Source organism: Clostridium sp. BNL1100 (assembly GCF_000244875.1).
Taxonomy (GTDB): domain Bacteria; phylum Bacillota; class Clostridia; order Acetivibrionales; family DSM-1351; genus Ruminiclostridium.
Genome location: NC_016791.1, coordinates 1,894,549 through 1,917,382, shown reverse-complemented (window position 1 = coordinate 1,917,382; position 22,834 = coordinate 1,894,549). Strand labels below are relative to the sequence as shown.

Genomic DNA, 22,834 nt, shown 5'->3' with positions numbered 1-22,834 from the left:
TTTATATTAAATTATATGTAATATTACTGATTTGAATTTTGCCTGTCCTTCTGATTCATTTGCATTTCCATCCACTGCTGTTTAGAAATCAGTACCTGCCTTGGTTTACTACCTTCAAACCTGCCAACTATATTTCGTGCTTCCATTTGGTCTATTATTCTTGCGGCTCTTGAATAACCCACTTTGAACTTCCTCTGAACTAGTGAAACGGATGCCTGTCCGGCTTCAACTACCATTTCTATAGCCTGATTCAAAAGTTCATCGTTATCTCCGGGGTTATCATCTTTTCCCGTAGCCTGGTCATTTATTTTTTCAATTATATCTTCATCATATGAGGTGTAACCCTGTGTTTTAATAAATTCTACTACTCTTTCAACTTCCGTATCAGATACAAATGATCCCTTTACTCTCAAAGGCTTTGGCTCTCCAACCGGATAAAATAACATATCTCCCTTTCCAAGAAGTTTTTCTGCCCCACTCATATCAAGTATTGTCCTTGAGTCCACCTGTGACGATACTGCAAAAGAAATTCTCGAAGGAATATTGGCCTTTATAACACCGGTAATTACGTCTACAGACGGCCTTTGTGTTGCAATTACCAAGTGCATTCCGGCTGCTCTTGCCATCTGTGCCAGACGGCATATTGCATCCTCAACATCATTAGGAGCAACCATCATAAGGTCCGCAAGTTCGTCTACTATAATTACAACATGGGGCAATATGCCCTGCTCGTTATTTGCCTTTAACATTGCATTGTATCCCTTTAAATCTCTTACTCCCTTGTCGGCAAACAACTTGTACCTGTTTACCATTTCCTGTACGGCCCAATTAAGCGCTCCGGCAGCCTTCTTTGGGTCTGTAACTACGGGTATCAGCAAATGAGGAATACCGTTATAAATTCCAAGCTCAACGACTTTTGGGTCAACCATCAGAAGCTTAACCTCTTCGGGTGATGCCTTGAATAAAATGCTCATTATCAAACTATTGATACATACACTTTTTCCCGAACCCGTAGCACCTGCAACCAGCATATGAGGCATTTTGCCGATATCCGCAACAACAGTTTCCCCTGAAATGTCTTTTCCTACCGAAAAAGCAAGTTTTGAGGAGTGATTTGAAAACTCTCTTGATTCAATAATATCCTTTAAAAGCACGGCCGACATTTCCTTGTTTGGTACTTCTATGCCTACAGCGGCTTTCCCCGGAATCGGAGCTTCAATTCTTACACCTGCTGCTGCAAGGTTAAGGGCTATATCATCAGACAAATTTACAATCTTGCTAACTTTTACTCCGGGACTTGGCTGTATTTCGTATCTTGTTACAGCAGGCCCACGGCTGATATTTATAACACGTGCATCAACTCCAAAGCTCTTTAATGTATCCTCTAACTTCTTGGCACCTTCAAGTGCAACATTTTTTAATGCCTTAACATTGAGATCGTCCTTATTTGAATCCAGTAAATCCGTTGAAGGATAATTATAAATCATAGGTTTCTGTATCTCTGTCTGAGGTATAACAAGCTCCTCCTGATTACTTTCGTCAGCTGCAACCGCTTCTGTATCTAAGGGCTGACTTGTTTGACCCTCTGTATTTTCATCAGGGATATGCTGATTCTCCAAATCAGCAAAAGAATTGGTTTCAGGACACAATCCCGCATCCTTTATATCAGATATTACAAGCTCATCTGCAGCATCATTAAACCCTGTAAGGCTTACAGTGAATTCTTCCATCTCGTCCTCAACAGCTTCAACCTCTGACTCCTGATTTTCGGGTTCTGGTTCAAGCTTATGAGCTGATTTCCCTCTGTTCTCACGTTCTATTTTAAAGTTAATTATTTTTTGCTTTTTATTTGGTTTTTCCTCATTAACTTCAGCAACTTCAACTTCATTTACAGACTCTTCCTGGGCTTCCATTCTTTCCTGCTTCTTTATCTTTCTATTTTCATTCACTGCTTTCATTTTATTGGAGAAGTATAGCGAAACATTTTTAAGGAAAGCCGCCATTGATACATTAGTAAGCAATATTACATCAATAATAGATATTGTTGTAAGAATTATGACAGTTCCTAAAACCTGAAATGTCATCAAAAACGGCAGACTCAAAAGCCCTCCGAGTATACCTCCACCTGACAATACTTTACCGTCTCCATAAAATTTTGAAATACTGTAAAACAAACCTCTGCCTGAAAATTCATCGTAATTAAATACCGATACTTGAATAAATGCAGAAAGCAATACCAAAAGTACACCAAAATATAACAAGCGGCGTCTGAAATTATGACTATCCATTTTAAATATCATAGCAACACCGTATACTATGAGAACAACGGGAACCACATATGCTGCTACACCAAGAAAACCAAGCATAACATTTGTTATGCCTTTGCCGAAAACACCCATGGATTTTGTAAATATAAAACTGAAAAAAGCCAGTACTCCGAAAGCAAATAAAATAAGGCCTAAAATTTCATTTTTATATTTTGAAAAACCGCTTTCAACTCGTTTATATTTTTTCTTCTTTTTTACCTTTTTGACCTGCAAAAAATAACACCCCACAGTTATTGTTAAATGATAGAATTTACTTAAAAATATGTTTGTAATTATATCATATTTTCTATTATTATTCCATTAACACACAAAACCCTTGGAAACAAGTTTTTTACCTTGTTTCTAAGGGCTTAAAAGTTTTAGTACTGTATTTGCTTATTCTTCACCATTGTCTGTGTTAAACAATTGTTTCAACAATTCCAACTGAGACAATAAAAGTGTTTCCGACTTGGTTTTAAAAAGGTGGAGTCTTTTCTTCATTTCTTCATATTCAAAACGAATCTTGATAACTTCCTGATTAGCATCGTTGATTATCCTTTGAGCCTTTAATTCCGCCTCTTTGATAATGTTTTCTGCCTTTTCATAAGAATTTTTCTTAATTTCCTCACCGGTTTGCTGTGCTACTATCAGTGTATTTTGAAGGGATTCCTCAATATTTTTATAATGTTGAATACCTTCATTTAATACTGAAATTCTATCTTTAAGCTCTATATTTTCTTTTATGTAAAGCTCATAATCCTGTATTACACTGTCCAATACTTCGTTAACCTGATCTTCATTATATCCCATAAAATTTTTCTTAAATTTTATATTATCAAGATCATTCGGCGTATAATTCATAAATGGTCATCCTTTCTTGAGACATCATATTATTCGAAACGTTTTATAACAATGCTAATTCTGTCCTTTCTGGTGTTTCCCAAAACCTTTTCAAGAACAATTCTTCCCATTCCTCTTATTGATATTACGTCTCCCTCATCCAACATTTTTGACGGGCTTTGAACCAATTCCCAGTTTACGTTTACTCTTTGTGCTTTAAAATAGTCCATTACCTTTGTTCTGGACAAACCAAACCCGCTGGATGCAACGGAATCGGCACGAAGAGAAGCTACCGTGGTATTTATGCTCCGCTCCTTCTTTTGGGGCGGAGTAAATTGATATATATCACACAATTCACATTGCACTTTTACATTACCAATTTTGTCCAAATTGTATAATATATATTCTGCTATTTTATCAATAACAAAAACATCTGCGAATGTTTCATTAACAAGTATATCTCCGATTTTTTCTCTCTTGATTCCTAATCCCAGTAATGACCCAAGATAATCCCTATGGGAAAGCTTATTTTCAATTACAGGTGTTATTCTCAATAAGCCTACGGGAGTGTTATAAGGAATATCTTCCTCGATAAAATCACTGCTTATTACAGTTATAGCTCGTTCTGCTCCTTCGTACCCGCCTGTTAATTTATAAAAAACATCTTTTACCCTGTCCAAAACCTTTTTAGCAACAGAAGCTTCATAAGGAGAAAGAAAATCCGAATATGCAAAAGAGGAATAACGGCACTGTTCAACCTTGTCCAATAAACGTGAAACAAGCACCCTATCCTCTAGTTTTGAAACCATCTTGAATAATTCGTTTTTATCCATAAATTCCTAATATACAAACATTCTAAATATACTGAAAACCACATTTCTAATTACTTCAATAAGCAGAAATGCAACAATTGGAGAAAAATCCATCATAGACAGCATGGAATTATTAAATATACTTGATCTGCTAAGCATATTACGTATAGGTGAAAGTACCGGTTCGGTAATAGCATGTAGCAAATCTACAAATTTGTTATTCCTTGATATCGGAAGCCAAGAAAGAACTGCTCTGGCTACCAAAACCATTTCAAAGGCAAACAATACACCATTTATAGCTCTATAAACTGAATCCATCTAAATTACTCCTCCAATGTAAGAGACAAAACTATTTAGCCCATGGAAAAACGGTTTTGTTTCTCAGTTCATCCTTTAAATCGCCACTAACATCTACATTATTTGGAGCTATAACAAAAATATCACAGGAAACTTTTTGAATACTTCCGTCAAGTGCATATACTGAACCGCTTAAAAAATCAATTATTCTCTGAGCATCCTGCTTTTCAATGCCTTCAAGATTTATAACTACAGGTTTTTTGCTCTTTAAGTGATCGCAAATATCTTGTGCATCATCAAAAGTATTCGGCTGTGCTACAATCATTTTAAATTGATTACCGGTATGAATATTTACAACCTTACCTGACTGCTGCTTTTTTGAGCTATTAAAGAAGTGTGTCTGAATAGGTTCTTCTTTTACTTCTTCCTTTGTACTCAATTCCTGCTCGTCAAATTCATCTTCATCCTCATCAACAGCTTCCCAGCCTACAAAATTAAACACCTTGTTAAGAAGTTTTGACATTTCCAAATACCCCCTGAGTCTTTAGTAAATATATTTTTTGTCTATTGTTCATTTTTACTACTTTTGAGGATAATTTCGCTTTCCAAAAATACCTGTTCCGATTCTGACAAGATTTGCTCCTTCTTCAATAGCAACCTCAAAATCGTTGCTCATACCCATGGAAAGATAATCCATACTAACATTATCTATTCTTTTATTCTTTATGTCAATAAAAATGTCGTAAAGATTCTTAAATATAGGTCTTATTTCCTGGGTATTATCCGCAAATGGGGCTATAGTCATCATTCCCCTTAAAGATAAATTCTCTAATTGGGAAATATACTCCACATATGCATTAACTTCTTCCGGCCTAATTCCAAACTTCGTTTCTTCACCTGAAACGTTTACCTGTAAAAGTACGTTCATTTTTTTGCCTGCTTTACCAGCACGGTTGTCAATCTCCTTTGCCAGTTCAAAGCTGTCTACGGAATGTATCATATGAACTTTATCAATAATATATTTCACTTTATTTGTTTGCAAATGCCCAATCAAATGCCATTTTATTGATTCATCAAACTTTTCGTACTTTTCCAACAGCTCCTGTACCCTGTTTTCACCGAAGTCCGGGACTCCGTATTCACTAACATTTCTTATTCTATCAACCTCAACAGTTTTAGTAACTGCAATAAGCTTTATGTCTTCTGCTTTTCTCCCGCTTTTTTCTGCGGCGGCTTTTATTCTGGAATATATGTCGTCCAGATTTTGCTTTATAGTTTCATCAATCAATTATCTGTCCCTCCTGTATGTTTTTGGGATTTAGAATGTATGTGTTGTAAAGTGCTACTGATGACTCCCCATCGGGATTATCAATTATTGCTGCATCGTCATTCATCCCTACTATTTTTACCTCTTTAAAAGTAGCTGTATTCCCCTTTAATAAACATATTTTGGCAGTTTGATTATTAATATTCTGAAGGCAGCTACGAGGAACCTTCAAACCACTATAGCTGGATAATACTACATCAACATTTATCCTACGCATACCTATAGTTTCATCTAAACCGGTATCATATTTAAACGAAATGACTTTTTTTCCGTTAATGATATCTGAGCTGTAATTTATTACTGCCTCCATACTGTAGCCTATATCATTAATTCTGAGGGTTACGAGCTTATCTTCTGTCAGATCCTTTGCTGTTTTTTGGTCAACTACAGTAACCATATAATTATCCAGATCTTTTACTATCTTCGCAATAGGCTCTCCTTTTTTTACATCAACAACATTAAAGTCCCTGTTTGTATTTTTAACGGTGATATTTTCTAAGTCTTGAGGTGTAGCCTTTTTTATAAAACCCGGAGTCAGCAGTGATTCATAACCATCTATCGCAAAAGATATCAATCCCGCGGAACCGGCCCTTACCTCTTTGACATTATTGTTTAGTCTGCTTTCAATTTCGGCTTTTTCACTGATTAGCCTGTTTATATATTTTTCAGATTTACTGTTGTCGCCAAATATATCGGATTTTCTGTACACAACGCTGTCAATATCAGACACGGTATCATAGCTTTCAACCAAGCTTCCTCTTACTGACTGCTGCCCCAAATTTTTTACCTTTTCAATTATTTCGGAGTCAAGTTTAATTATGTCACCGGAGAAAACTCCCAAATTCTCTTTTTGAGCTTTTTGTGCACTGCTAATTTGCATTTCCTTTTTTTTAAGTTCCTCATAAGTTGAAACGGGTACATTTTTAACTATAGTAGCTATCCTGTAAAAAGCAGGAACCTTTTCACCCTCTACCGCATCCATAACACAATTACCATCATCCGGAGAATCTATAACCTTTTCATTTCTTATCAGAATACCATCAACATTTTGAATTACTTCTATTTTGCCGTTTTTCAATATATCTTTTTCAATAGTATTGCCAAATGTTATGTAAAGCAATGATGGTAGATATATCAGTAGAAAGATTCCCATAATCAGTGTGCCTATCTTAATGCCCTTGATTTTGAATACATTCCCCATTTGTTTCCCTCCACCTATTACCTTTTCTTTAGTGTTGTTTCATCTCGCTTTTACTTTACCATCCCCTGATCTAGCAGTTTCTGCAAAGCAATAATATTCCCCAGCTTAACATGTTCATATACAAGACCGCCCTGCATGTAAGCCACATAAGGTTCTTTGATAGGTGCATCAGCACTGAGTTCAATGGATGACCCCTGTACAAATGCTCCGGCTGCCATGATAACCGGTGAATCATATCCCGGCATGTCCCATGGTTGTGGTGTAACATAAGAATCTACAGGCGACCCTTTCTGTATACCTTGACAAAATGCAATAAGGCTTTCTTTATTATTAAATTTTACTGATTGTATTATATCACTTCTGTGTGACTTTACAGAAGGCATTGTCTCAAATCCCGCCCGTTCCATAAGTGCAGCACAAAATACAGCACCCTTGAGGCTTTCCGCCACCACATGAGGTGACATAAATAAGCCTTGGAACATAAGCCTGTTGTTTCCCAGAGAAGCGCCAACCTCTTTGCCAAGGCCCGGAGATGTAAGTCTGTATGCTGCCTGCTCTACCAGGTGCTTCTTCCCGGCTATATAACCGCCGGTCAGTGCCAGTCCGCCACCGGGGTTTTTAATAAGCGAACCTGCTATTATATCCGCTCCCACCTGTGTAGGCTCTAATACCTCAACAAACTCCCCGTAACAGTTATCAACCATTACAATTATGTTACTGTTAACTTCTTTAACTGCGTCTATTACATTTTTTATATCCTGAATGGACAGTGCATCTCTCCATGAATAACCTCTTGAACGCTGAATCATTGCCATTTTAGTTTTCTCGGACACAGTTGCTTTAATTTTTTTCAGGTCCGGTTTTCCATCCGTTAAATCAACCTGTTTATAAGTTACCCCGAACTCCTTTAGGGAACCGCAGTTTTCCCCTCTTATTCCGATTACTTCTTCCAGAGTGTCATAGGGTTTACCTGTAACAGCTACCAGCTCATCTCCTGGTCTGAGATTTCCAAAAAGGCAAAGTGCAAGTGCCTGGGTACCCGAAACAATCTGATGGCGCACAAGAGCGTCCTCGGTTTGAAATATATTTGCATAAACACTGTCTAGAACTTCTCTTCCCCTGTCGTCATAGCCATAGCCGGTTGTTCCGTTGAAATGTGAATCGCTTAGTTTGTTTTCCTGCATTGCCTTTATTACTTTCATCTGGTTCAGCTGCTTTGTTCCGTCAATTCGTGCAAATACCTCTTGTGCATCTTTTTCAGCTTGTTCAGCCAATTCAATAATCTTATCATCTATTTCAAATTTCTGTTTTAAAAATTCTCTTGTTTGTAAATCCATTGGTAAAATTCCTCTTTCGTAGTTTATATATACATGATTTTATCTACTTTGTTTTGGTTTATCAAGTTAATTATAAAACTTTTGCGTATCAAATTCCATTTATAGTACAATATATCAAGCAGCATATACTATATACATTTATTGTTTCCAATATTGTCAGGAGGATTTTAATGTTATTAGAGAGGATAGTCAGTGAGAATGAAGCCGGAAAAACTCTTAAATATGTTTTGAAAAACGGACTTCAGCTTTCTGAAAGATTAATAAAAAAGCTAAAATTACAGCAGAAGATTTATGTAAATGAACATCCTGAAAGAGTTAATTATGTTGTAAAGGCGGAGGACAGGCTCAAGGTAATACTTGATCTTGAGGAAGAGTGTGAGAATATAGAGCCACAGGACATACCTCTTGATATTATATTTGAAGATGAATGTATGCTGGTTCTCAACAAGCAGCCGGGAATTGTGGTCCATCCTACCAGTTACCATCCTGATAATACCATAGCCAACGGTATAGTTTATTATCTGAAACAGAAAGGTGTTACCAAAAAGGTACGCCCTGTCAGCCGACTTGACAGAGAAACTTCGGGTATAATCATTTTTGCAAAGAACCAGTTTACTCAGGAAATACTCATCCAGCAAATGCATACCAATTTGTTTAAAAAGGAATATTTGGGTGTTGTACAAGGTATACCTGAAAAGTGTGAAGGTACTATAAATCTACCCATAGCCAGAAAGCCTGGCAGTATTATGCTAAGGCACATCTCGGAGGACGGAGCACCATCAATAACACATTATAATGTTCTTAAGAGTTTTCCTTTACATAATTCAGCCTTGCTGGGTTTTAAGCTCGAGACAGGACGGACACACCAGATAAGAGTTCATTGTCAGGCAATGGGTTTTCCTATCTATGGTGACACTTTGTACTCAGATAATACAAATTTATTCATTTCCCGGCAAGCCCTTCATTCCTATAGAACCGAGATACTTCATCCTGTTACCCGAAAAGAAGTTATATTCACGGCTGAGCTTCCTTCTGATATAGCCGGGCTACTGGAAATACTAAGCCAATAAATATGTAAATATTTTACACGAATAATGTCTTATGGTACTATCAAATTGCATTGTAAGTATTTATAGATATAGTTACAGGGGGTAGATGGTTCCATGGAAGTACTCAAAGAAAGATATTCTATAACAGAGCTTAGCACATGTTTGAATATAACAGATCATGCTTTAAGATTTTATGAAAAGGAATTTGGGTTAAATATCCCCAAGGACAACAGAGGCAGACGATATTATACTACTGACCTTGCAAATTTAATGTATCAGATTAAAGCAATGCGGGATCAAGGTCTTGAGCTAAAAGCTATAAGAAAAATTCTTGAGAATGAAAATATTATTAAGCCTAAAGACATCAGTGTCCCAATTTCGACAGAACAGCTTCCTGCCGTAGTTTCAAAGAGATTGGAAGAATTGAGCAGTGCTGAGCTGACCATGATAATGGAAACCTTAAACGGTATAAAAGAGCAGCTTTTTAATAATGTTGCCGCAGAATTTATAAGTACTCGAGAACATATTTCAAAAGAAATTCATAGCTCCAAGCTAGAACTTGGAGCTTGTGTTGAAAATAGTTCCCGTAAACTTGAAATCAAAATGGACAAGCATTTTCAGGAGGTAGACAGGTATATTACCAGTTGGAGAGAACGGAAAAACACAACTCTCGCAGGTAAACTGAAAAAACTCATCGGAAAATAGGTGATCCTCTTTCCAACCTGCAGATAGGAATTTGTAATTCCTATCTGCTAAAAACTTTATGTTTTAATCCTTTAATGCTACACCCTTAGCATCCTTGTTAATAGAACCGGCAAGAATCAAAATTCCTTCTATCAGTCCCCATACCCAAATGATTGGTGAGAATATAAAGCAAGATAAAACAGTCAGTAACAACTGTGCCAGACCAATCCCTATATAACCCAGATAAAATCTGTGAACACCAAATGCGCCAAGGAAAATTCCGAACAATCCCGCAGCAAGCTTTGATTTTTGCTGTCCGTAATTATTTAAACTAAAACCGCATTTCATACATACCTGAGACATTGAATCGGTTGCTTCTCCACATAAAGGACAGAAGTTATTCCCTTTTCCTGTAGGGACTCCACACGTAACGCATATAACAGCCTGATCATTCACAACGTTTCCGCAATTTCTACAATACATAAATATACCTCCTGATTTTTTCAAAAATATATGGTTAATAATATTTATTACTGAACATACAAATTTCTTATTGTATTTACATTCTAGTATACGATTATGAATATTGTATGTCTGATTATTTTTTCTCGCTTTATATATTAATTTAATAAAAAAATAAAATCAATAATACAACGCATAAACTTAATATTATTGCAATGAAAAATCATATAGTATATAATTTTTATGGTATTTTTTGATGTTACAAACCATGAGAGGATAGATATATAAATGAAATTAGGAATTGTAGGACTACCTAACGTAGGCAAAAGCACTCTTTTTAATGCTATAACAAAAGCAGGTGCAGAAAGTGCAAATTATCCGTTTTGTACTATTGAACCAAATGTAGGAATTGTAGCTGTTCCTGACGAAAGACTGGACATGCTTGCAAAAATGTATAACCCTGAAAAAATAACCCCTACTGTAATTGAATTTGTTGATATCGCAGGCCTTGTTAAAGGTGCAAGCAAAGGTGAAGGGTTGGGAAATAAATTTCTTTCTCACATAAGGGAAGTTGATTCAATTGTTCATGTTGTAAGATGTTTTGAGGATAGCAATATTGTTCATGTTGACGGTTCCATTGGTCCAAAAAGAGACATTGAAACAATTAACCTGGAATTGATTTTCTCAGACCTCGAAATGATAGAGAGAAGAATCGACAGAACGAAAAAAATGCTTAAATCAGGAGACAAGAAGTTCCAGATTGAAATGGAGCTATACGAATCCATAAAGGCTCACCTTGAAAGCGGAAGACCTGTAAGGTCAATGTCTTTTGACCAAGAGCAACAGCAGCTTGTTGACCAGTTATTTCTTATAACATTAAAACCTGTTCTTTATGCTGCAAATGTTTCCGAAGAAGACCTATCTTCTCTGGATAGTAACAGATTTCTTGCAGAGCTTAAAGGAGTGGCTGTTGAAGAAAATTCAGAAGTTATGGTAATTTGTGCAAAGATTGAGGAAGAAATTGCTCAGCTGGATGATGAAGAAAAGGCTGACTTCCTTGAGGCTATGGGACTGGAAGAATCCGGTCTGGACAAGCTCATTAAAGCAAGTTATAAAATTCTGGGGCTTATAAGCTATCTGACTGCCGGCCCACAGGAAGTAAGAGCATGGACTATTACAAACGGAACTAAAGCACCTCAGGCTGCGGGTAAAATCCATAGCGACTTTGAAAGGGGTTTTATCAGAGCTGAAATTGTAGCTTATGACGATTTAATTAGTTGTGGCTCATATACGGTTGCGAAGGAAAAGGGCCTGGTTCGGTCCGAAGGTAAGGAATATGTAATGCATGACGGAGATGTTACATTATTCAGATTTAATGTATAATTTAGCTTAATTCAATGATAATGATAAAACCTGCTGTTGACCAAGAACAGCAGGTTTTATATTTTATATTCACCGTCATTTATTATGCACCGGATAAGTCCCCTGTAAACATTAATCTTTCTTAAAGAAGGATGTGTCGCCTGCTATAACCTGAACATGATTTTTTGCAAAATTTGCATTTCCCATATAAACGTGATAATGTCCACCGTTTACATAAATAGCAGGGCTAGTAGCAATTCTATAATAATGAACATGACCATCTTCCAACGTAGTTGATCCTTCAATATAGTGTTTATGCCCTATCTGGTCACTGGTTTTATCAGTCTTGCCGGAATATTGATGAATGTGATCTTCAATATTTGAAGTCTTTCCCGCAAAGCTATGTGAGTGAAGCTTATTTTCCATATTACCTTATTTCCCTCCTTTATAACTCATATGCGGACAAGATTACATTGATTAACCGCTTGATAATATTTTATGTTTACATATTTCTTTTTGTTACACTTTTAGTATGATATTAGTATTAGAAAAAACAAAAAACCCGAAAGTTATTATTTTCGGGTTTTTATATTATGTAAATAACCAGACATTAATTTATGTTTTCTGAAAGTGCCATTGTTACCTCTTCTATCTCTTCATTATGTAAAATTTCATTTAAATCAATTATTGAGAAAAGCTTCCCGTCATTCTTACCTATGCCTTTTATGTATTTCTTGTTGTTTAATTTTATTACTGCCTCGGATCTGTCAACAGAATTCTCATTAAGATTTATTATTTCAGTAACATTGTTTACCATAAATCCGTACAATTGATCATCCTTTTCAGTTATTATAATCTTTGTCTTTTTTGTTACTTCTGATTCTCCTAAATTAAACCTTTTATTAAGGTCTACCACAGGGACAACTTTCCCCCTTAGATTATATATTCCTTTAATATAATCGGGCATTTGTGGAACAAGTGATATTGATCCATATTTCTCTATTTTATAGACAATTGAAGTCTCCACACTACAAAGCTCATTGTTCAAATCAAAAACTACAACCTGTATATCATTCATATCTCCAACCTCCCGAAGAATAAATTAACTTTGCATATTTATATTATCATACCGGATAAGCTTTTTAAAGAAATATTGACAGTTTCTTTTACAATCAAATGTTTTTTGTTATAATACTCATGTGTTTTATGCAAAATGATTGATAAGGATTGGTTATATTTATGGAGAAGAATAGAATTGAACGATTGAATGAACTGGCAAGAAAAGCGAAATCAGGTTCTCTTACGAGTTCTGAGCTAGCTGAAAGAGATAAGCTAAGAAAAGAATATATCGAAGCATTTCGGGCAAATTTAAAGGCTACACTGGACAACACAGTTATTGTAGATGCTGACGGAAACAGAAGAAGTCTCAGAAAGGACAACTAAATCCTGAAATATGCCGGTTTAAAAGCAATAAACCGGGAACAGGTCTGCTAACACCTTTCCCGGTTTATTTTATGTCCTGTAGGCTTTAATTTTTATATCTCCCCACGGGAGGCAGCTTTTCCAGTACCTGTTTTTCCAATTTGTCCAGTACCTCTTTTGCGGTTCTTATATCCGTGTCCATATCGTCCCTGAATTTCATAACAGCAACTTCATCATCAAGCATATCCGATTCTGAAAAAGGAAAGCTTTTCTTCATAGCCTGTATTTCGTTCTGAACAGCTGCTTTTCGCTCTTTTATTGCAGTAAGCTGTTTTTTTAAGTCTTCATGCTTTTCGCTTATATTGCCAAAATCTTTAATAACTTTTTTACGAAGCCTTTTTAATTTTTCTATGTCTCCCTGCTGATATGCTTTTTCTACTGTTTTCCAGGTTCGTTTGCTTATATCCTGATTTATTGTCAATTCAGGATGAATATAGCTTGCTATTTCAAGATACACATCCTTCATTTCCAATTCATTGTCACGTTTCTTCTTCTCCATAGCGTAGTCTATTGAATGAACATACTCTATTTCCAGTCTCATTTTTTTAAGTACTTCATAGTGTTTTTCAAACTCTTTTTCTAATTCTCTGTCGATATAGGAATAGTCTATTGGTATCTTGAATTTTTCACAAGTTTCAATCATTTCAAGTTTAAGTTTGGTTCTGGCTATAGCAAGCTCAAGCTTATGAAGCTCATATCTTGGTTCGCCAAGTTTGGCTACAAATTGATTTTTAAGGATTTCAGCCTCATACAGCTCCATGTAATCCTTTTCAACCAGGGCTTCTGCCAAAAGCCTCCTGTTTAATGTATATTTCTCAATTAACTTATTCATTTAGCAACACCTGTCTTTTTTATTTAGTCAATCTTCATTTATTCAAGTATTCTCATATTGACTTAAATATAATTTTTTATAAAATCCATTCTTTTTCAGTAAGTCTTCATGACTTCCCTGTTCAACAATCCTACCATTATTCATAACAAGTATAACATCCGCTTCTTTAATGGTGGAAAGGCGATGAGCTATAACAAAACTTGTCCTTCCTTCCATCATCTTCAAAAAAGCTTTCTGTATATTTAACTCTGTTCTTGTATCAACACTGCTGGTAGCCTCATCCAATATTAGCATAGGCGGAATAACCAACATAACTCTTGCAATAGTCAATAACTGTCTTTGGCCCTGTGACAAGTTGCTTCCACCTTCTGTGAGCTCTGTATCATAACCTTTCGGAAGTCTCTTTATAAAACTGTGTGCATTTGCGGAGACCGCAGCCTTTTTTACTTCTTCATCAGTAGCTTTCGGATTCCCGTATGCTATATTTTCACGAATTGTCCCCGCAAAAAGCCATGTGTCCTGAAGAACCATTCCAAAAGACTGCCTAAGACTGTCTTTGGATATTTTACTTATACTTTTATCATCAATATATATGTACCCTTTATCTGTTTCATAGAAACGCATTAACAGATTAACAAGAGTAGTTTTCCCTGAACCGGTTGGGCCAACTATCGCAATTCTCTGTCCTTCCTTAACATCAAGGTTAAAGTCCTGTATCAAAGGCTTTTCCTGAACATAAGAAAATGATACGTCGTCGAATCTGACATTCCCGTTAGTTTTCTTTAATTCAATATCATTAATATCCGCCTGTTTCTCAATTTCCTCGTCCATTATTGCAAAAACCCTTTCCGCAGAAGCAACAGCACTTTGTATCTGGGTTGTTACACTTGTTACATTGTTTATGGGTTGTGAAAAGTAGGTTGAGTAGGTTAGAAAGCTGGAGATATAACCTATACTTAACCTGCCGGCAAGTGCCGCAATACCACCAGTCATTCCAAGCAAAACATATGTTATATTATTTACCAGACGTGTAGACGGGTTTACTAGAGATGAATAGAACTGCGCCCATCTTCCGCATTTATACAAACGTCCGTTTATTTCCTCAAATTTCTTCTGAGCCCTTTCCTCATAATTAAATGCTTTTACAACCTTCTGATTGCCTATAATCTCTTCAATATAACCATTTAGCTCACCATTTACCTTTGACTGTTCCTTAAACATTTTTGATGAACGTCTTGTTATAAATGATGCAATTAAAAATGTAACAGGTGTCATTACAATTACTATAAGTGTAATCCAAGGATTCAAAACAAACATAAAAACAAGTGAACCAACAATGGATATTATACCAGTAAAAAACTGAGTAACAGACTGATAAATTCCTTCACCTATATTTTCCATGTCATTTGTAAGCCTGCCCATTATATCACCATGAGGCTTTTGGTCAAAAAACCTCAAAGGCATTTCAAGAATATGGTCAAATACATCTTTTCTCAACCTCTCTACTATTCTATTTGACAGTACAGCCGTAATTACCTGCAAACTCCATTGAAAAAATGCACTTACTAAATACAATATTAATATAACTATAACAATATTAAGAATACTTTTGAAATCAACCTGTCCTTTTCCGACAATAGCATCAACACCTTTACCTATTATAAATGGACCTGCCACCATAAGGATATTACTTAATGCTGCAAATAGTACAGCTCCCAGCAGATATGGCTTATTGGCTAAAATGTATCTGCCGAGGCGTTTAACTGCATCACTTTTCATGTCTGAGCTACCTCGCTTTTTCTTTGTGAATAGTATATTTCCTCATAGACAGGGCAGGATTCCAGCAGCTCTTCATTTCTGCCTATTCCTACTATTTCTCCATCATCGAGTACTACTATTAAATCTGCGTCTCTGATTGCAGCTACTCTTTGTGTTACCATTATTACTGTAAGCCTTTTAAGATTATCCTTGATTTGTCTTCTTAAAGCTGCATCTGTAGCATAATCCAAGGCACTGGTACTGTCATCCAGAATAAGTATTTCCGGCCTTTTGACCACAGCCCTTGCAATTGCAAGCCTTTGTTTCTGACCTCCTGAAAGATTCGCTCCGCCCTGAGTAACGTGAGCCTTAATGCCTTCAGGTTTTTGCTTGATAAATTCTGTTGCCTGAGCAATTTCGGCAGCCCAATAAATATCAATTTCCTGTGCCAGTTCATTTCCCCACTTTATGTTTTCCTCGATAGTTCCTGAAAATAGAACTGATTTCTGAGGAACAAGTCCTATTTTCTGTCTTAAATCCTGTTGCTTGATATTTCTAATGTCTGTTCCGTTTATCAGAATTTGACCATCAGTAGTATCGTAAAACCTGGCAATAAGGTTTACAAGAGTGGATTTTCCTGACCCGGTAGAACCTATTATGCCTACAGTTTGTCCACTTTTGATTCCGAATGATATATTTTTCAAAGCGTACTCTGAGGCTCCATCGTATGTAAATCGTACATTTCTAAACTCAATCAAAGGCATTCCTGCCGAAACATCGACAGCAGCCTTTACATCTGTGACACTATCAGCCCTGTCCATTACAGACGGCTGAGTTTCCAATATCTCATTGACCCTGTTTGCTGAAGCTGCCGCCTTTGTGAAGGTGACGACTAGATTAGCAAGTACAATAAGTGCGGAAAGAATCATGTTTATATAGTTGATATAAGCAATTATTTCACCTTGAGTCATTGTACCATGATATACCTGTATTCCGCCAAACCACAGTATCGCAGCAACACCGAGGTTTACTATAACTGTTGTAGCAGGATTTAGAAGTGCCGAAACCTTACCTACACTAATAGACATATCTGCGTATTCCCTGTTGCCTTTTGAAAAACGCTCTCTTTCCTTGTCCAGTTTTGCAAACGCACGTATTACCCTTACTCCGGACAAATTTTCACGTACTATTACCGACAATGTATCAAGCTTTTTCTGTACTGTTTTATACAGTGGTATTGTTCTTGACATTATAAAATATATAACCAGTGCAAACAACGGCATTGTTATAAATAGTATTACAGACAGCTTCAAGTTGATGGTCATTGCCATTATCAAACCGCCAATGCAAAGAAAAGGAACTCTGACTACAAGTCTTATCAGCATGGCCACTGCAAGCTGGAGCTGGTTTACATCACTGGTTATTCTATTTATGAGAGAAGGAGTTCCTATTTTATCAAGTTCATTAAAGGAATATCCTTGTATCCTTTTGAATAAAAGGTTTCTCATTGACGTTCCAAACCCCTGTGAAGCTATAGATGCATAATACTGGCATATATATGCGGAGCCGGCTCCGGTTATTGCAATTGCAACCATTATCCCTCCCATCATGTATACATATGATGGATTGTTTGCTTTTACACCATTATCAATAAGCTTTGCCATTAATAAAGGTATTGTCAATTCAAGTATTGCTTCAAATAATTTAAATGCCGGACCTAAAATAACTTGTTTCTGGTATGGCTTTAAATATTTTATTAATTTAAACAATCAATAACTTCCTCCAATTTTACGTTAACTTATTTTACTAATGTTGCAACTAACTAAAGATACATGTCTTCAAGTATTGATGAACCCGTTTTTGTCTTAAAATATTTACCTCTGACAGTAGTTATAGCATTTTTGTCCATTTCATCTTCATATATGTTCACAAGAAAATCTGCTTCAACCAGTATTTGAAAATCTACTCCATCTATTTTATTATAGCTGTGGTGATGCCCTATTATATAACAAACTCGTTCAATAGTATCATTATCGATATCGTATTTATTCATTATCTCTTTTGCTATTGCAGGCCCTTCCTTTTCCTGATACGGTCCCGCAGACGAATTGTACTTTTTTTCGGCCTCTTTGATTCCTATATCGTGAAGAATTCCCGAAAGGCTTACAATCAGCAATTCTTTATCATTAAGCTGCTCTAATGTACCTATAGTATTACAAAAGCTATAAACCTTTAAAGCATGGTTAATACGTTTAACATCTTTATTGAAATAGTTTATCATTTCCTTTATTATTTTGTCTGAATTTATTGTCATATTACACTCCTTTATTTCGGATTTTATTCATTTCTATCAATTATATTGCATTGATATTTGAAAAACAATGCAGATAGCAGAAATTTTATGATACAATAAGGAAAGTTAATATTCTTATATCATAAAGAGGGTTCACAATGAAACTACGCATTCCGTTTATTGATTTCCTAAAAACTATAGCTATATTAGGCGTTATAATTATTCATGTTTCATCCAGAGCATTAATAAATTATGAAGTTGCCTCTGTAAACTGGAACCTTTCGGTTTTCTGGGGAGCAGTGGTAAGATGGAGTGTTCCTGTCTTTCTCATGTGTAGCGGAGTATTATTTCTTAATTCCGATAAAAATGTTTCCATAAAACGGATATTTAGTAAGTACTTACCACGACTTATAGTAGCACTTGTTTTCTGGGCTGTATTGTATGAAGCATGTGACGTTTATTTGAATTATGTACATACCGGATTTATAGAATTATCCGTATTGAAGGAGTCAGTAAAAAATCTTCTTACATGTAATACACATTTTCATTTATATTATTTGTATATAATCATTCTTATATATGCTCTTATTCCTATTATCCGTGTATTTACGAATGCAGCGGACAGGCGTCAGATTGAATACGCCCTATGTGCATGGTTTGTTCTTGGAATTGTATACCCCTTTATTGTAAAGTTCTATCCATTTAATATGCTTAAAGGAATAGTAGTTCAGTATAAAATAGCAATGGCATACTCCTCCGTCGGATATTTTATCCTAGGACATTATTTACATAAATACACTTTATCTAAAAAAACAAACTACATTATGTATTTACTGGGAGCTGCAGGATTTGCTACAACTTTGGCAGGAACTATTTATAGGTCAGAATCATCAAATACACTAAATACACTTTTCCTTGAAGGTATGTCTCCTAACGTTGTTCTTATGGCTTGTGCGATATTTTTACTTGCAAGAAACATAAACGTTATTTTTAAATCCGATAAAGTTCTGAAATTGTTTGGCTTTATTTCTCAGGGGAGCTTTTGTGTTTATCTTTTTCATGATTTCATAAATATAGCTTACAGGGAACTTAAAATTGAGAGTACTATTGCCAATCCTGTTATTTCTATACCTTTTCTTACTTTAATTAATCTCGGGATAAGTCTTTTAGTTTACATCATTTTATCTAAGATTCCTCTTGTAAGAAAATATTTGATATAGCTACTTTACTTGTATCAGGCCATATTATTCCATCCCCAAAGAAGAAATACTACTGCAAGAAGCATTATAATTATTCCAAGCATCTTTCGATTCAAGAATACTACCTCCTCTAAAGTATACAAAGATTTCTAAACACATTTACGTCTTTAAGTATAAATAATAAATGTGTTTTATTTGTGTCATATTTGTAACTTTTTCTAAAGGAATATATATTTAGAGAAGCGGTGATAACAGTCTACAAATGCTTTCCAGTATTTTTGACAGTACACCTCTGTTTTTATAATTTTCTTCGGTTACCTCTTTGGATATATTTAGGTCATTGTAAAATATAGTTGAACATTTATGAGTAATGTCATGACCATACATAAAAGCGTTGATTTCAAAATCCAGTGAAAAACTTCTCATGTCCATATTTGTAGAACCTATGGAACAGCAAGTGTCGTCTATTACTATCATTTTTGAATGTAAAAAACCCGGATACAAGTAAACCTTTACTCCAAAATCCATGACATCTTCAATAAAGGATGTTGTTACTTTGTAGACAAGTCTTTTGTCAGGTACTTCAGGTATCTGGATAACCACATTTACACCCGACATTGCAGCATTTTGTAAAGCTTCAAGAAATGAATCGTCCGGAACAAAATAAGGGGTCTGAATAAGAATAGAGCATTTTGCAGAATTAATCATTTTTATCATGCCCCTCTTGATCTCCTCTGCATTGGTATCGGGTCCGCTTGATACCATTTGAATAGCTACATCTCCTCTTTCTTCTCTGTTGATTGGCCTAAAATATTTATCCAACCTTCCGAAGTCTACTTCTTTTTTGGAAGCATACAGCCAATCTGTCATAAACCTGAGTTGAAGGCAGTAAACGCTGCTTCCTGTTACTTTAAGATGAGTATCCCTCCACGGCTTGATTCTTTTGTGCAGTCCCAGATACTCATCACCGATATTAATTCCTCCTACATATCCTACTTTTCCGTCAATAACCACTATCTTCCTGTGATTTCTATAGTTTGCTTTAAGGTAGTTATCTATTGAATTTGAAAAGAAGCTTAATACCTCTCCTCCATTATCTATAATGGTTTTAAAAGCTTTATACGGGAGAAATAGATTTTGTCCGTGATCAAAGAGTACCCTTACAGTAACACCCTGTTTTGCTTTTTTAGCAAGAGTATTTATTACCAGTGTACCGATTTTATCATTTTTTATAATAAAATACAGCATATGAATAGAAGTTTCAGCACCTTCTATATCTCTTAACAAGGAATCGTATTTTTCCTTAGTTTTGGTGAATATTTCTACTTTATTATCATTGGTAAAAGGGCTTTGGGGCAGATTTATATTAAAATTTATTAGCTGCTTCACATAATGATTATAGGATTCCTTGAACATGGTTTCATCATAAGAAACAGTACCTAACGTTTGATAAATCTCTCTACTGTACTCAACATCTTTATGATTTTTTATATGAAATTTTTTCTTTTTCAAATTTAATGGTCTGCCAAATATCAAATATAGTAAAAAACCTGCTACAGGCAATAGAGTGAGTGCTAAAATCCAACTCAAAGCACGAACAGGCTTTTTTCTTTCAAAAAAGAGTGCTGTAATAACGAAAATACTGTTTGATATTATTATAATTAATGAAAGTGCTGAATATAAGTTTGTATTCATGTCTCACTCCAGCTTTAATTGTTTCAGATAATCAAGTTTTCTGTACTCTTTTCCGATGTGCTCCTTTATATATCTTTTGGATATTTCCCCTAATTCTTTTATAGATTCTTGGGAAAGTGAAAAATTAAACAGTTTTTGAGGGCTAATGAATATTATGTACTTCAAAGCCTTGACAGTACCTGGTAGTAGCGATATAGACCTTGACTTTGGATTTAAGCAATTTTTACAAACAAGACCTGAGCTGTCAAAATCAAAGTACATATTCTCATCCTGTGCTTTCCCGCAGTTTACACAACTTATAACATGCGGCTCATATCCCAGCAGGGACATGAGCCTTAACTCAAAAACTACAGTTATAAGTTTAAGCGGGCGGTTGGTTTTGGAAATGACATAGAGTGTGTTCAGAAGAAGCCGAAGGACCTCTTCTGATGGTTCTCCCTCCTGAACATTATCCGAAATCAACTCAAGTATATGAGAGCAGTATGTCAGTTTTTCTATATCGTTTCTTATTTCATAATTAGGCTCTAGTACCTGACAGCTTGACATATTGTAAAGTTCTTTTCCTTTAAACAGCATGTACTCACTATAGGCAAAAAGCTGTGACCCTGCGCTCAATGAGCTTTTCGCTCTTCTTGCATTTTTTGCAGCTATTGAAATTTTACCTTCTTCAGCAGTAAGTACCGTAATAATCTTATCTGCTTCACCAGTATTTACTTCTTTTATAACTAACCCCTTATAATTAACATAACTCATTCTTAACCCCGATAATTACCTAGACTTCTGTTTCCTCTCGCATGACATTCTCTGCTGTTTCAGACTTAAACTTTTCTTCGATCTCCTTCATTAGAACATAAGAATCAATACTTCCTGTTGTTTTAAAAACATTCCATACAAAGTCCAGTAACATAAATGTCAGCCCCCTTGGCTTAAAAATTTGTTTAGAACTATATTTTCTCTACATCATATATTCTCTCACAATTCGCCAAGAGTATACCCGATTAATTCTTATTTGTTTTATAACCAAGTGTTTTGAGCATATTGTCGCTGTTTCTCCAGTCCGGCTTTACCTTTACCCAGAGTTCCAGAAATATCTTTGTGTCCAGCAGGCGCTCAATTTCGTATCTGGCAGCACTTCCGATTTTTTTAAGCATATTACCCTGCTTACCTATGATTATGCCCTTGTGAGAGCTTTTTTCGCAGTATATGGTGGCCTGAATATTTATAAGCCCGTCTTCCCTTTCCTTGAAGGATGTAACCTCTACACCAACACCGTGAGGAACCTCGTCATCAAGATTAAGCAGCACTTTTTCCCTTATCATTTCAGCAGCAATTACTTTTTCAGGCTGGTCTGTCAGCATATCTTCCGAGAAAAACTGCGGCCCCTCCGGTATATAATCCAATGCCTCTTTTAATATTATATCAATACCGTCATTTTTTAATGCCGAAATCGGAATAATCGCTTTAAAATCCATAAGTTTGCTGTAGCTGTCTATTATTGCCAACAATTTATCCTTGCTAATCAGATCAACCTTATTTAATATAAGAAAAACAGGAGTTTTTACCTGCTTTAACTGCTGAATAATGTTAATATCCTGAGCTCCCGGCTGCGCATTCGCTTCAACCAGAAACAGAACCAAATCAACTTCCTTTATTGTCTCGGAAGCAACGTTTACCATATATTCTCCAAGCTTAGTTTTTGGCTTGTGAATACCCGGAGTATCTATTAATATAAGTTGGCATTCTTTATTTGTTATAACACCTCTTATAGTATTTCTTGTAGTCTGGGGCTTGTCCGACATTATTGCAATTTTCTGACCTGTTATCGTATTTAAAAGTGTTGATTTTCCTACATTAGGCCTTCCTATTACTGATACAAAACCTGATTTATATGACATTTT

Annotated in this window: 24 protein-coding genes; 5 read left to right on the top strand and 19 right to left on the bottom strand. The window is 35.6% G+C overall.

Going from position 1 to position 22,834, the window contains the following annotated elements:
• Positions 1-23 precede the first annotated feature (23 nt).
• The 8 genes from CLO1100_RS08000 to CLO1100_RS07965 form a co-directional block, all read right to left on the bottom strand.
• The gene (locus CLO1100_RS08000) at positions 24-2,540 is read right to left on the bottom strand and encodes a DNA translocase FtsK (RefSeq protein ID WP_041700192.1); all 2,517 of its coding nucleotides are present in this window, start codon (positions 2,538-2,540) and stop codon (positions 24-26) included.
• Positions 2,541-2,702: 162 nt separating this feature from the next.
• Positions 2,703-3,167 carry a DivIVA domain-containing protein gene (locus tag CLO1100_RS07995; protein WP_014313250.1) on the bottom strand — a complete coding sequence of 155 codons (465 nt, stop codon included), beginning with the start codon at positions 3,165-3,167 and terminating at the stop codon, positions 2,703-2,705.
• Between the two features lie 29 nt (positions 3,168-3,196).
• Positions 3,197-3,979: a YlmH/Sll1252 family protein gene (locus CLO1100_RS07990; protein WP_014313249.1), complete on the bottom strand. Its 783-nt coding sequence runs from the start codon at positions 3,977-3,979 to the stop codon at positions 3,197-3,199.
• A gap of 6 nt (positions 3,980-3,985) precedes the next feature.
• Positions 3,986-4,276 (bottom strand): YggT family protein, encoded by a 291-nt coding sequence (locus CLO1100_RS07985; protein ID WP_014313248.1) that lies wholly within the window; start codon positions 4,274-4,276, stop codon positions 3,986-3,988.
• 31 nt (positions 4,277-4,307) lie between these two features.
• The gene (sepF, locus tag CLO1100_RS07980) at positions 4,308-4,778 is read right to left on the bottom strand and encodes a cell division protein SepF (protein ID WP_014313247.1); all 471 of its coding nucleotides are present in this window, start codon (positions 4,776-4,778) and stop codon (positions 4,308-4,310) included.
• 57 nt (positions 4,779-4,835) lie between these two features.
• Positions 4,836-5,543: a YggS family pyridoxal phosphate-dependent enzyme gene (locus tag CLO1100_RS07975; protein WP_014313246.1), complete on the bottom strand. Its 708-nt coding sequence runs from the start codon at positions 5,541-5,543 to the stop codon at positions 4,836-4,838.
• Positions 5,536-6,783 (bottom strand): HlyD family efflux transporter periplasmic adaptor subunit, encoded by a 1,248-nt coding sequence (locus CLO1100_RS07970; RefSeq protein WP_014313245.1) that lies wholly within the window; start codon positions 6,781-6,783, stop codon positions 5,536-5,538. The genes CLO1100_RS07975 and CLO1100_RS07970 overlap by 8 nt, the downstream gene beginning before the upstream one ends.
• A 50-nt stretch (positions 6,784-6,833) precedes the next feature.
• Positions 6,834-8,120 (bottom strand): methionine gamma-lyase family protein, encoded by a 1,287-nt coding sequence (locus CLO1100_RS07965; RefSeq protein WP_014313244.1) that lies wholly within the window; start codon positions 8,118-8,120, stop codon positions 6,834-6,836.
• Between the two features lie 170 nt (positions 8,121-8,290).
• Here CLO1100_RS07965 and CLO1100_RS07960 point away from each other — a divergent pair, with 170 nt between their 5' ends.
• Entirely contained in the window at positions 8,291-9,190 is a 900-nt protein-coding gene (locus CLO1100_RS07960) for an RluA family pseudouridine synthase (protein ID WP_014313243.1), read from the top strand.
• Positions 9,191-9,283: 93 nt separating this feature from the next.
• Positions 9,284-9,874, top strand: coding sequence for a MerR family transcriptional regulator (locus tag CLO1100_RS07955; RefSeq protein ID WP_014313242.1), 591 nt, complete (start codon positions 9,284-9,286; stop codon positions 9,872-9,874).
• 63 nt (positions 9,875-9,937) lie between these two features.
• Here the strand turns inward: CLO1100_RS07955 and CLO1100_RS07950 are convergent, their stop codons facing one another.
• Positions 9,938-10,336: an NINE protein gene (locus CLO1100_RS07950; protein WP_014313241.1), complete on the bottom strand. Its 399-nt coding sequence runs from the start codon at positions 10,334-10,336 to the stop codon at positions 9,938-9,940.
• A 267-nt stretch (positions 10,337-10,603) separates the two neighbouring features.
• On the opposite strand from CLO1100_RS07950, the gene ychF reads away from it, so the two are divergent.
• On the top strand, positions 10,604-11,698 hold the full coding sequence (gene ychF, locus CLO1100_RS07945) for a redox-regulated ATPase YchF (RefSeq protein ID WP_014313240.1): 1,095 nt from the start codon (positions 10,604-10,606) through the stop codon (positions 11,696-11,698).
• Positions 11,699-11,809: 111 nt separating this feature from the next.
• Here the strand turns inward: ychF and CLO1100_RS07940 are convergent, their stop codons facing one another.
• Complete coding sequence (locus CLO1100_RS07940; RefSeq protein ID WP_014313239.1) at positions 11,810-12,103, bottom strand: YmaF family protein; 294 nt, start codon at positions 12,101-12,103, stop codon at positions 11,810-11,812.
• A gap of 184 nt (positions 12,104-12,287) precedes the next feature.
• Complete coding sequence (locus CLO1100_RS07935; RefSeq protein ID WP_014313238.1) at positions 12,288-12,755, bottom strand: chemotaxis protein CheW; 468 nt, start codon at positions 12,753-12,755, stop codon at positions 12,288-12,290.
• 161 nt (positions 12,756-12,916) lie between these two features.
• On the opposite strand from CLO1100_RS07935, the gene CLO1100_RS07930 reads away from it, so the two are divergent.
• Positions 12,917-13,120: a DUF896 domain-containing protein gene (locus CLO1100_RS07930; RefSeq protein WP_014313237.1), complete on the top strand. Its 204-nt coding sequence runs from the start codon at positions 12,917-12,919 to the stop codon at positions 13,118-13,120.
• A gap of 85 nt (positions 13,121-13,205) precedes the next feature.
• Here the strand turns inward: CLO1100_RS07930 and CLO1100_RS07925 are convergent, their stop codons facing one another.
• Genes CLO1100_RS07925 through CLO1100_RS07910 form a run of 4 tightly spaced genes read right to left on the bottom strand, consistent with a single transcriptional unit; the run spans position 13,206 to position 18,063 of the window.
• On the bottom strand, positions 13,206-13,991 hold the full coding sequence (locus tag CLO1100_RS07925) for a hypothetical protein (RefSeq protein WP_014313236.1): 786 nt from the start codon (positions 13,989-13,991) through the stop codon (positions 13,206-13,208).
• 42 nt (positions 13,992-14,033) lie between these two features.
• Positions 14,034-15,770, bottom strand: a complete 1,737-nt coding sequence (locus CLO1100_RS07920; protein WP_014313235.1) for an ABC transporter ATP-binding protein — start codon at positions 15,768-15,770, stop codon at positions 14,034-14,036.
• Positions 15,767-17,518 (bottom strand): ABC transporter ATP-binding protein, encoded by a 1,752-nt coding sequence (locus CLO1100_RS07915; RefSeq protein ID WP_014313234.1) that lies wholly within the window; start codon positions 17,516-17,518, stop codon positions 15,767-15,769. Before CLO1100_RS07915 ends, CLO1100_RS07920 begins: the two co-directional genes overlap by 4 nt.
• 53 nt (positions 17,519-17,571) lie before the next feature.
• Positions 17,572-18,063, bottom strand: coding sequence for an HD domain-containing protein (locus tag CLO1100_RS07910; RefSeq protein ID WP_014313233.1), 492 nt, complete (start codon positions 18,061-18,063; stop codon positions 17,572-17,574).
• A 137-nt stretch (positions 18,064-18,200) separates the two neighbouring features.
• Here CLO1100_RS07910 and CLO1100_RS07905 point away from each other — a divergent pair, with 137 nt between their 5' ends.
• Entirely contained in the window at positions 18,201-19,262 is a 1,062-nt protein-coding gene (locus tag CLO1100_RS07905) for an acyltransferase family protein (protein ID WP_014313232.1), read from the top strand.
• A 213-nt stretch (positions 19,263-19,475) separates the two neighbouring features.
• On the opposite strand, the gene cls is transcribed toward CLO1100_RS07905, so the two are convergent.
• From cls to era, 4 genes are all read right to left on the bottom strand, one after another.
• Positions 19,476-20,936 carry a cardiolipin synthase gene (gene cls, locus CLO1100_RS07900; protein WP_014313231.1) on the bottom strand — a complete coding sequence of 487 codons (1,461 nt, stop codon included), beginning with the start codon at positions 20,934-20,936 and terminating at the stop codon, positions 19,476-19,478.
• A 3-nt stretch (positions 20,937-20,939) separates the two neighbouring features.
• Positions 20,940-21,689 (bottom strand): DNA repair protein RecO, encoded by a 750-nt coding sequence (recO, locus tag CLO1100_RS07895; protein WP_014313230.1) that lies wholly within the window; start codon positions 21,687-21,689, stop codon positions 20,940-20,942.
• A gap of 19 nt (positions 21,690-21,708) precedes the next feature.
• The gene (locus CLO1100_RS20220) at positions 21,709-21,843 is read right to left on the bottom strand and encodes a YqzL family protein (protein WP_004620214.1); all 135 of its coding nucleotides are present in this window, start codon (positions 21,841-21,843) and stop codon (positions 21,709-21,711) included.
• A gap of 91 nt (positions 21,844-21,934) precedes the next feature.
• Complete coding sequence (gene era / locus CLO1100_RS07890; RefSeq protein ID WP_014313229.1) at positions 21,935-22,831, bottom strand: GTPase Era; 897 nt, start codon at positions 22,829-22,831, stop codon at positions 21,935-21,937.
• Positions 22,832-22,834: the final 3 nt, after the last annotated feature.

Coding starts and splice junctions, on each gene's coding strand:
- sepF (WP_014313247.1), bottom strand. CDS start 4,778: ATGTCAAAACTTCTTAACAAGGTGTTTAATTTTGTAGGCTGGGAAGCT.
- CLO1100_RS07925 (WP_014313236.1), bottom strand. CDS start 13,991: ATGAATAAGTTAATTGAGAAATATACATTAAACAGGAGGCTTTTGGCA.
- CLO1100_RS20220 (WP_004620214.1), bottom strand. CDS start 21,843: ATGTTACTGGACTTTGTATGGAATGTTTTTAAAACAACAGGAAGTATT.
- CLO1100_RS07950 (WP_014313241.1), bottom strand. CDS start 10,336: ATGTATTGTAGAAATTGCGGAAACGTTGTGAATGATCAGGCTGTTATA.
- era (WP_014313229.1), bottom strand. CDS start 22,831: ATGTCATATAAATCAGGTTTTGTATCAGTAATAGGAAGGCCTAATGTA.
- CLO1100_RS07935 (WP_014313238.1), bottom strand. CDS start 12,755: ATGAATGATATACAGGTTGTAGTTTTTGATTTGAACAATGAGCTTTGT.
- CLO1100_RS07910 (WP_014313233.1), bottom strand. CDS start 18,063: ATGACAATAAATTCAGACAAAATAATAAAGGAAATGATAAACTATTTC.
- cls (WP_014313231.1), bottom strand. CDS start 20,936: ATGAATACAAACTTATATTCAGCACTTTCATTAATTATAATAATATCA.
- CLO1100_RS07995 (WP_014313250.1), bottom strand. CDS start 3,167: ATGAATTATACGCCGAATGATCTTGATAATATAAAATTTAAGAAAAAT.
- recO (WP_014313230.1), bottom strand. CDS start 21,689: ATGAGTTATGTTAATTATAAGGGGTTAGTTATAAAAGAAGTAAATACT.
- CLO1100_RS07920 (WP_014313235.1), bottom strand. CDS start 15,770: ATGAAAAGTGATGCAGTTAAACGCCTCGGCAGATACATTTTAGCCAAT.
- CLO1100_RS07970 (WP_014313245.1), bottom strand. CDS start 6,783: ATGGGGAATGTATTCAAAATCAAGGGCATTAAGATAGGCACACTGATT.
- ychF (WP_014313240.1), top strand. CDS start 10,604: ATGAAATTAGGAATTGTAGGACTACCTAACGTAGGCAAAAGCACTCTT.
- CLO1100_RS07960 (WP_014313243.1), top strand. CDS start 8,291: ATGTTATTAGAGAGGATAGTCAGTGAGAATGAAGCCGGAAAAACTCTT.
- CLO1100_RS07905 (WP_014313232.1), top strand. CDS start 18,201: ATGAAACTACGCATTCCGTTTATTGATTTCCTAAAAACTATAGCTATA.
- CLO1100_RS07965 (WP_014313244.1), bottom strand. CDS start 8,120: ATGGATTTACAAACAAGAGAATTTTTAAAACAGAAATTTGAAATAGAT.
- CLO1100_RS07955 (WP_014313242.1), top strand. CDS start 9,284: ATGGAAGTACTCAAAGAAAGATATTCTATAACAGAGCTTAGCACATGT.
- CLO1100_RS07930 (WP_014313237.1), top strand. CDS start 12,917: ATGGAGAAGAATAGAATTGAACGATTGAATGAACTGGCAAGAAAAGCG.
- CLO1100_RS07940 (WP_014313239.1), bottom strand. CDS start 12,103: ATGGAAAATAAGCTTCACTCACATAGCTTTGCGGGAAAGACTTCAAAT.
- CLO1100_RS07985 (WP_014313248.1), bottom strand. CDS start 4,276: ATGGATTCAGTTTATAGAGCTATAAATGGTGTATTGTTTGCCTTTGAA.
- CLO1100_RS07990 (WP_014313249.1), bottom strand. CDS start 3,979: ATGGATAAAAACGAATTATTCAAGATGGTTTCAAAACTAGAGGATAGG.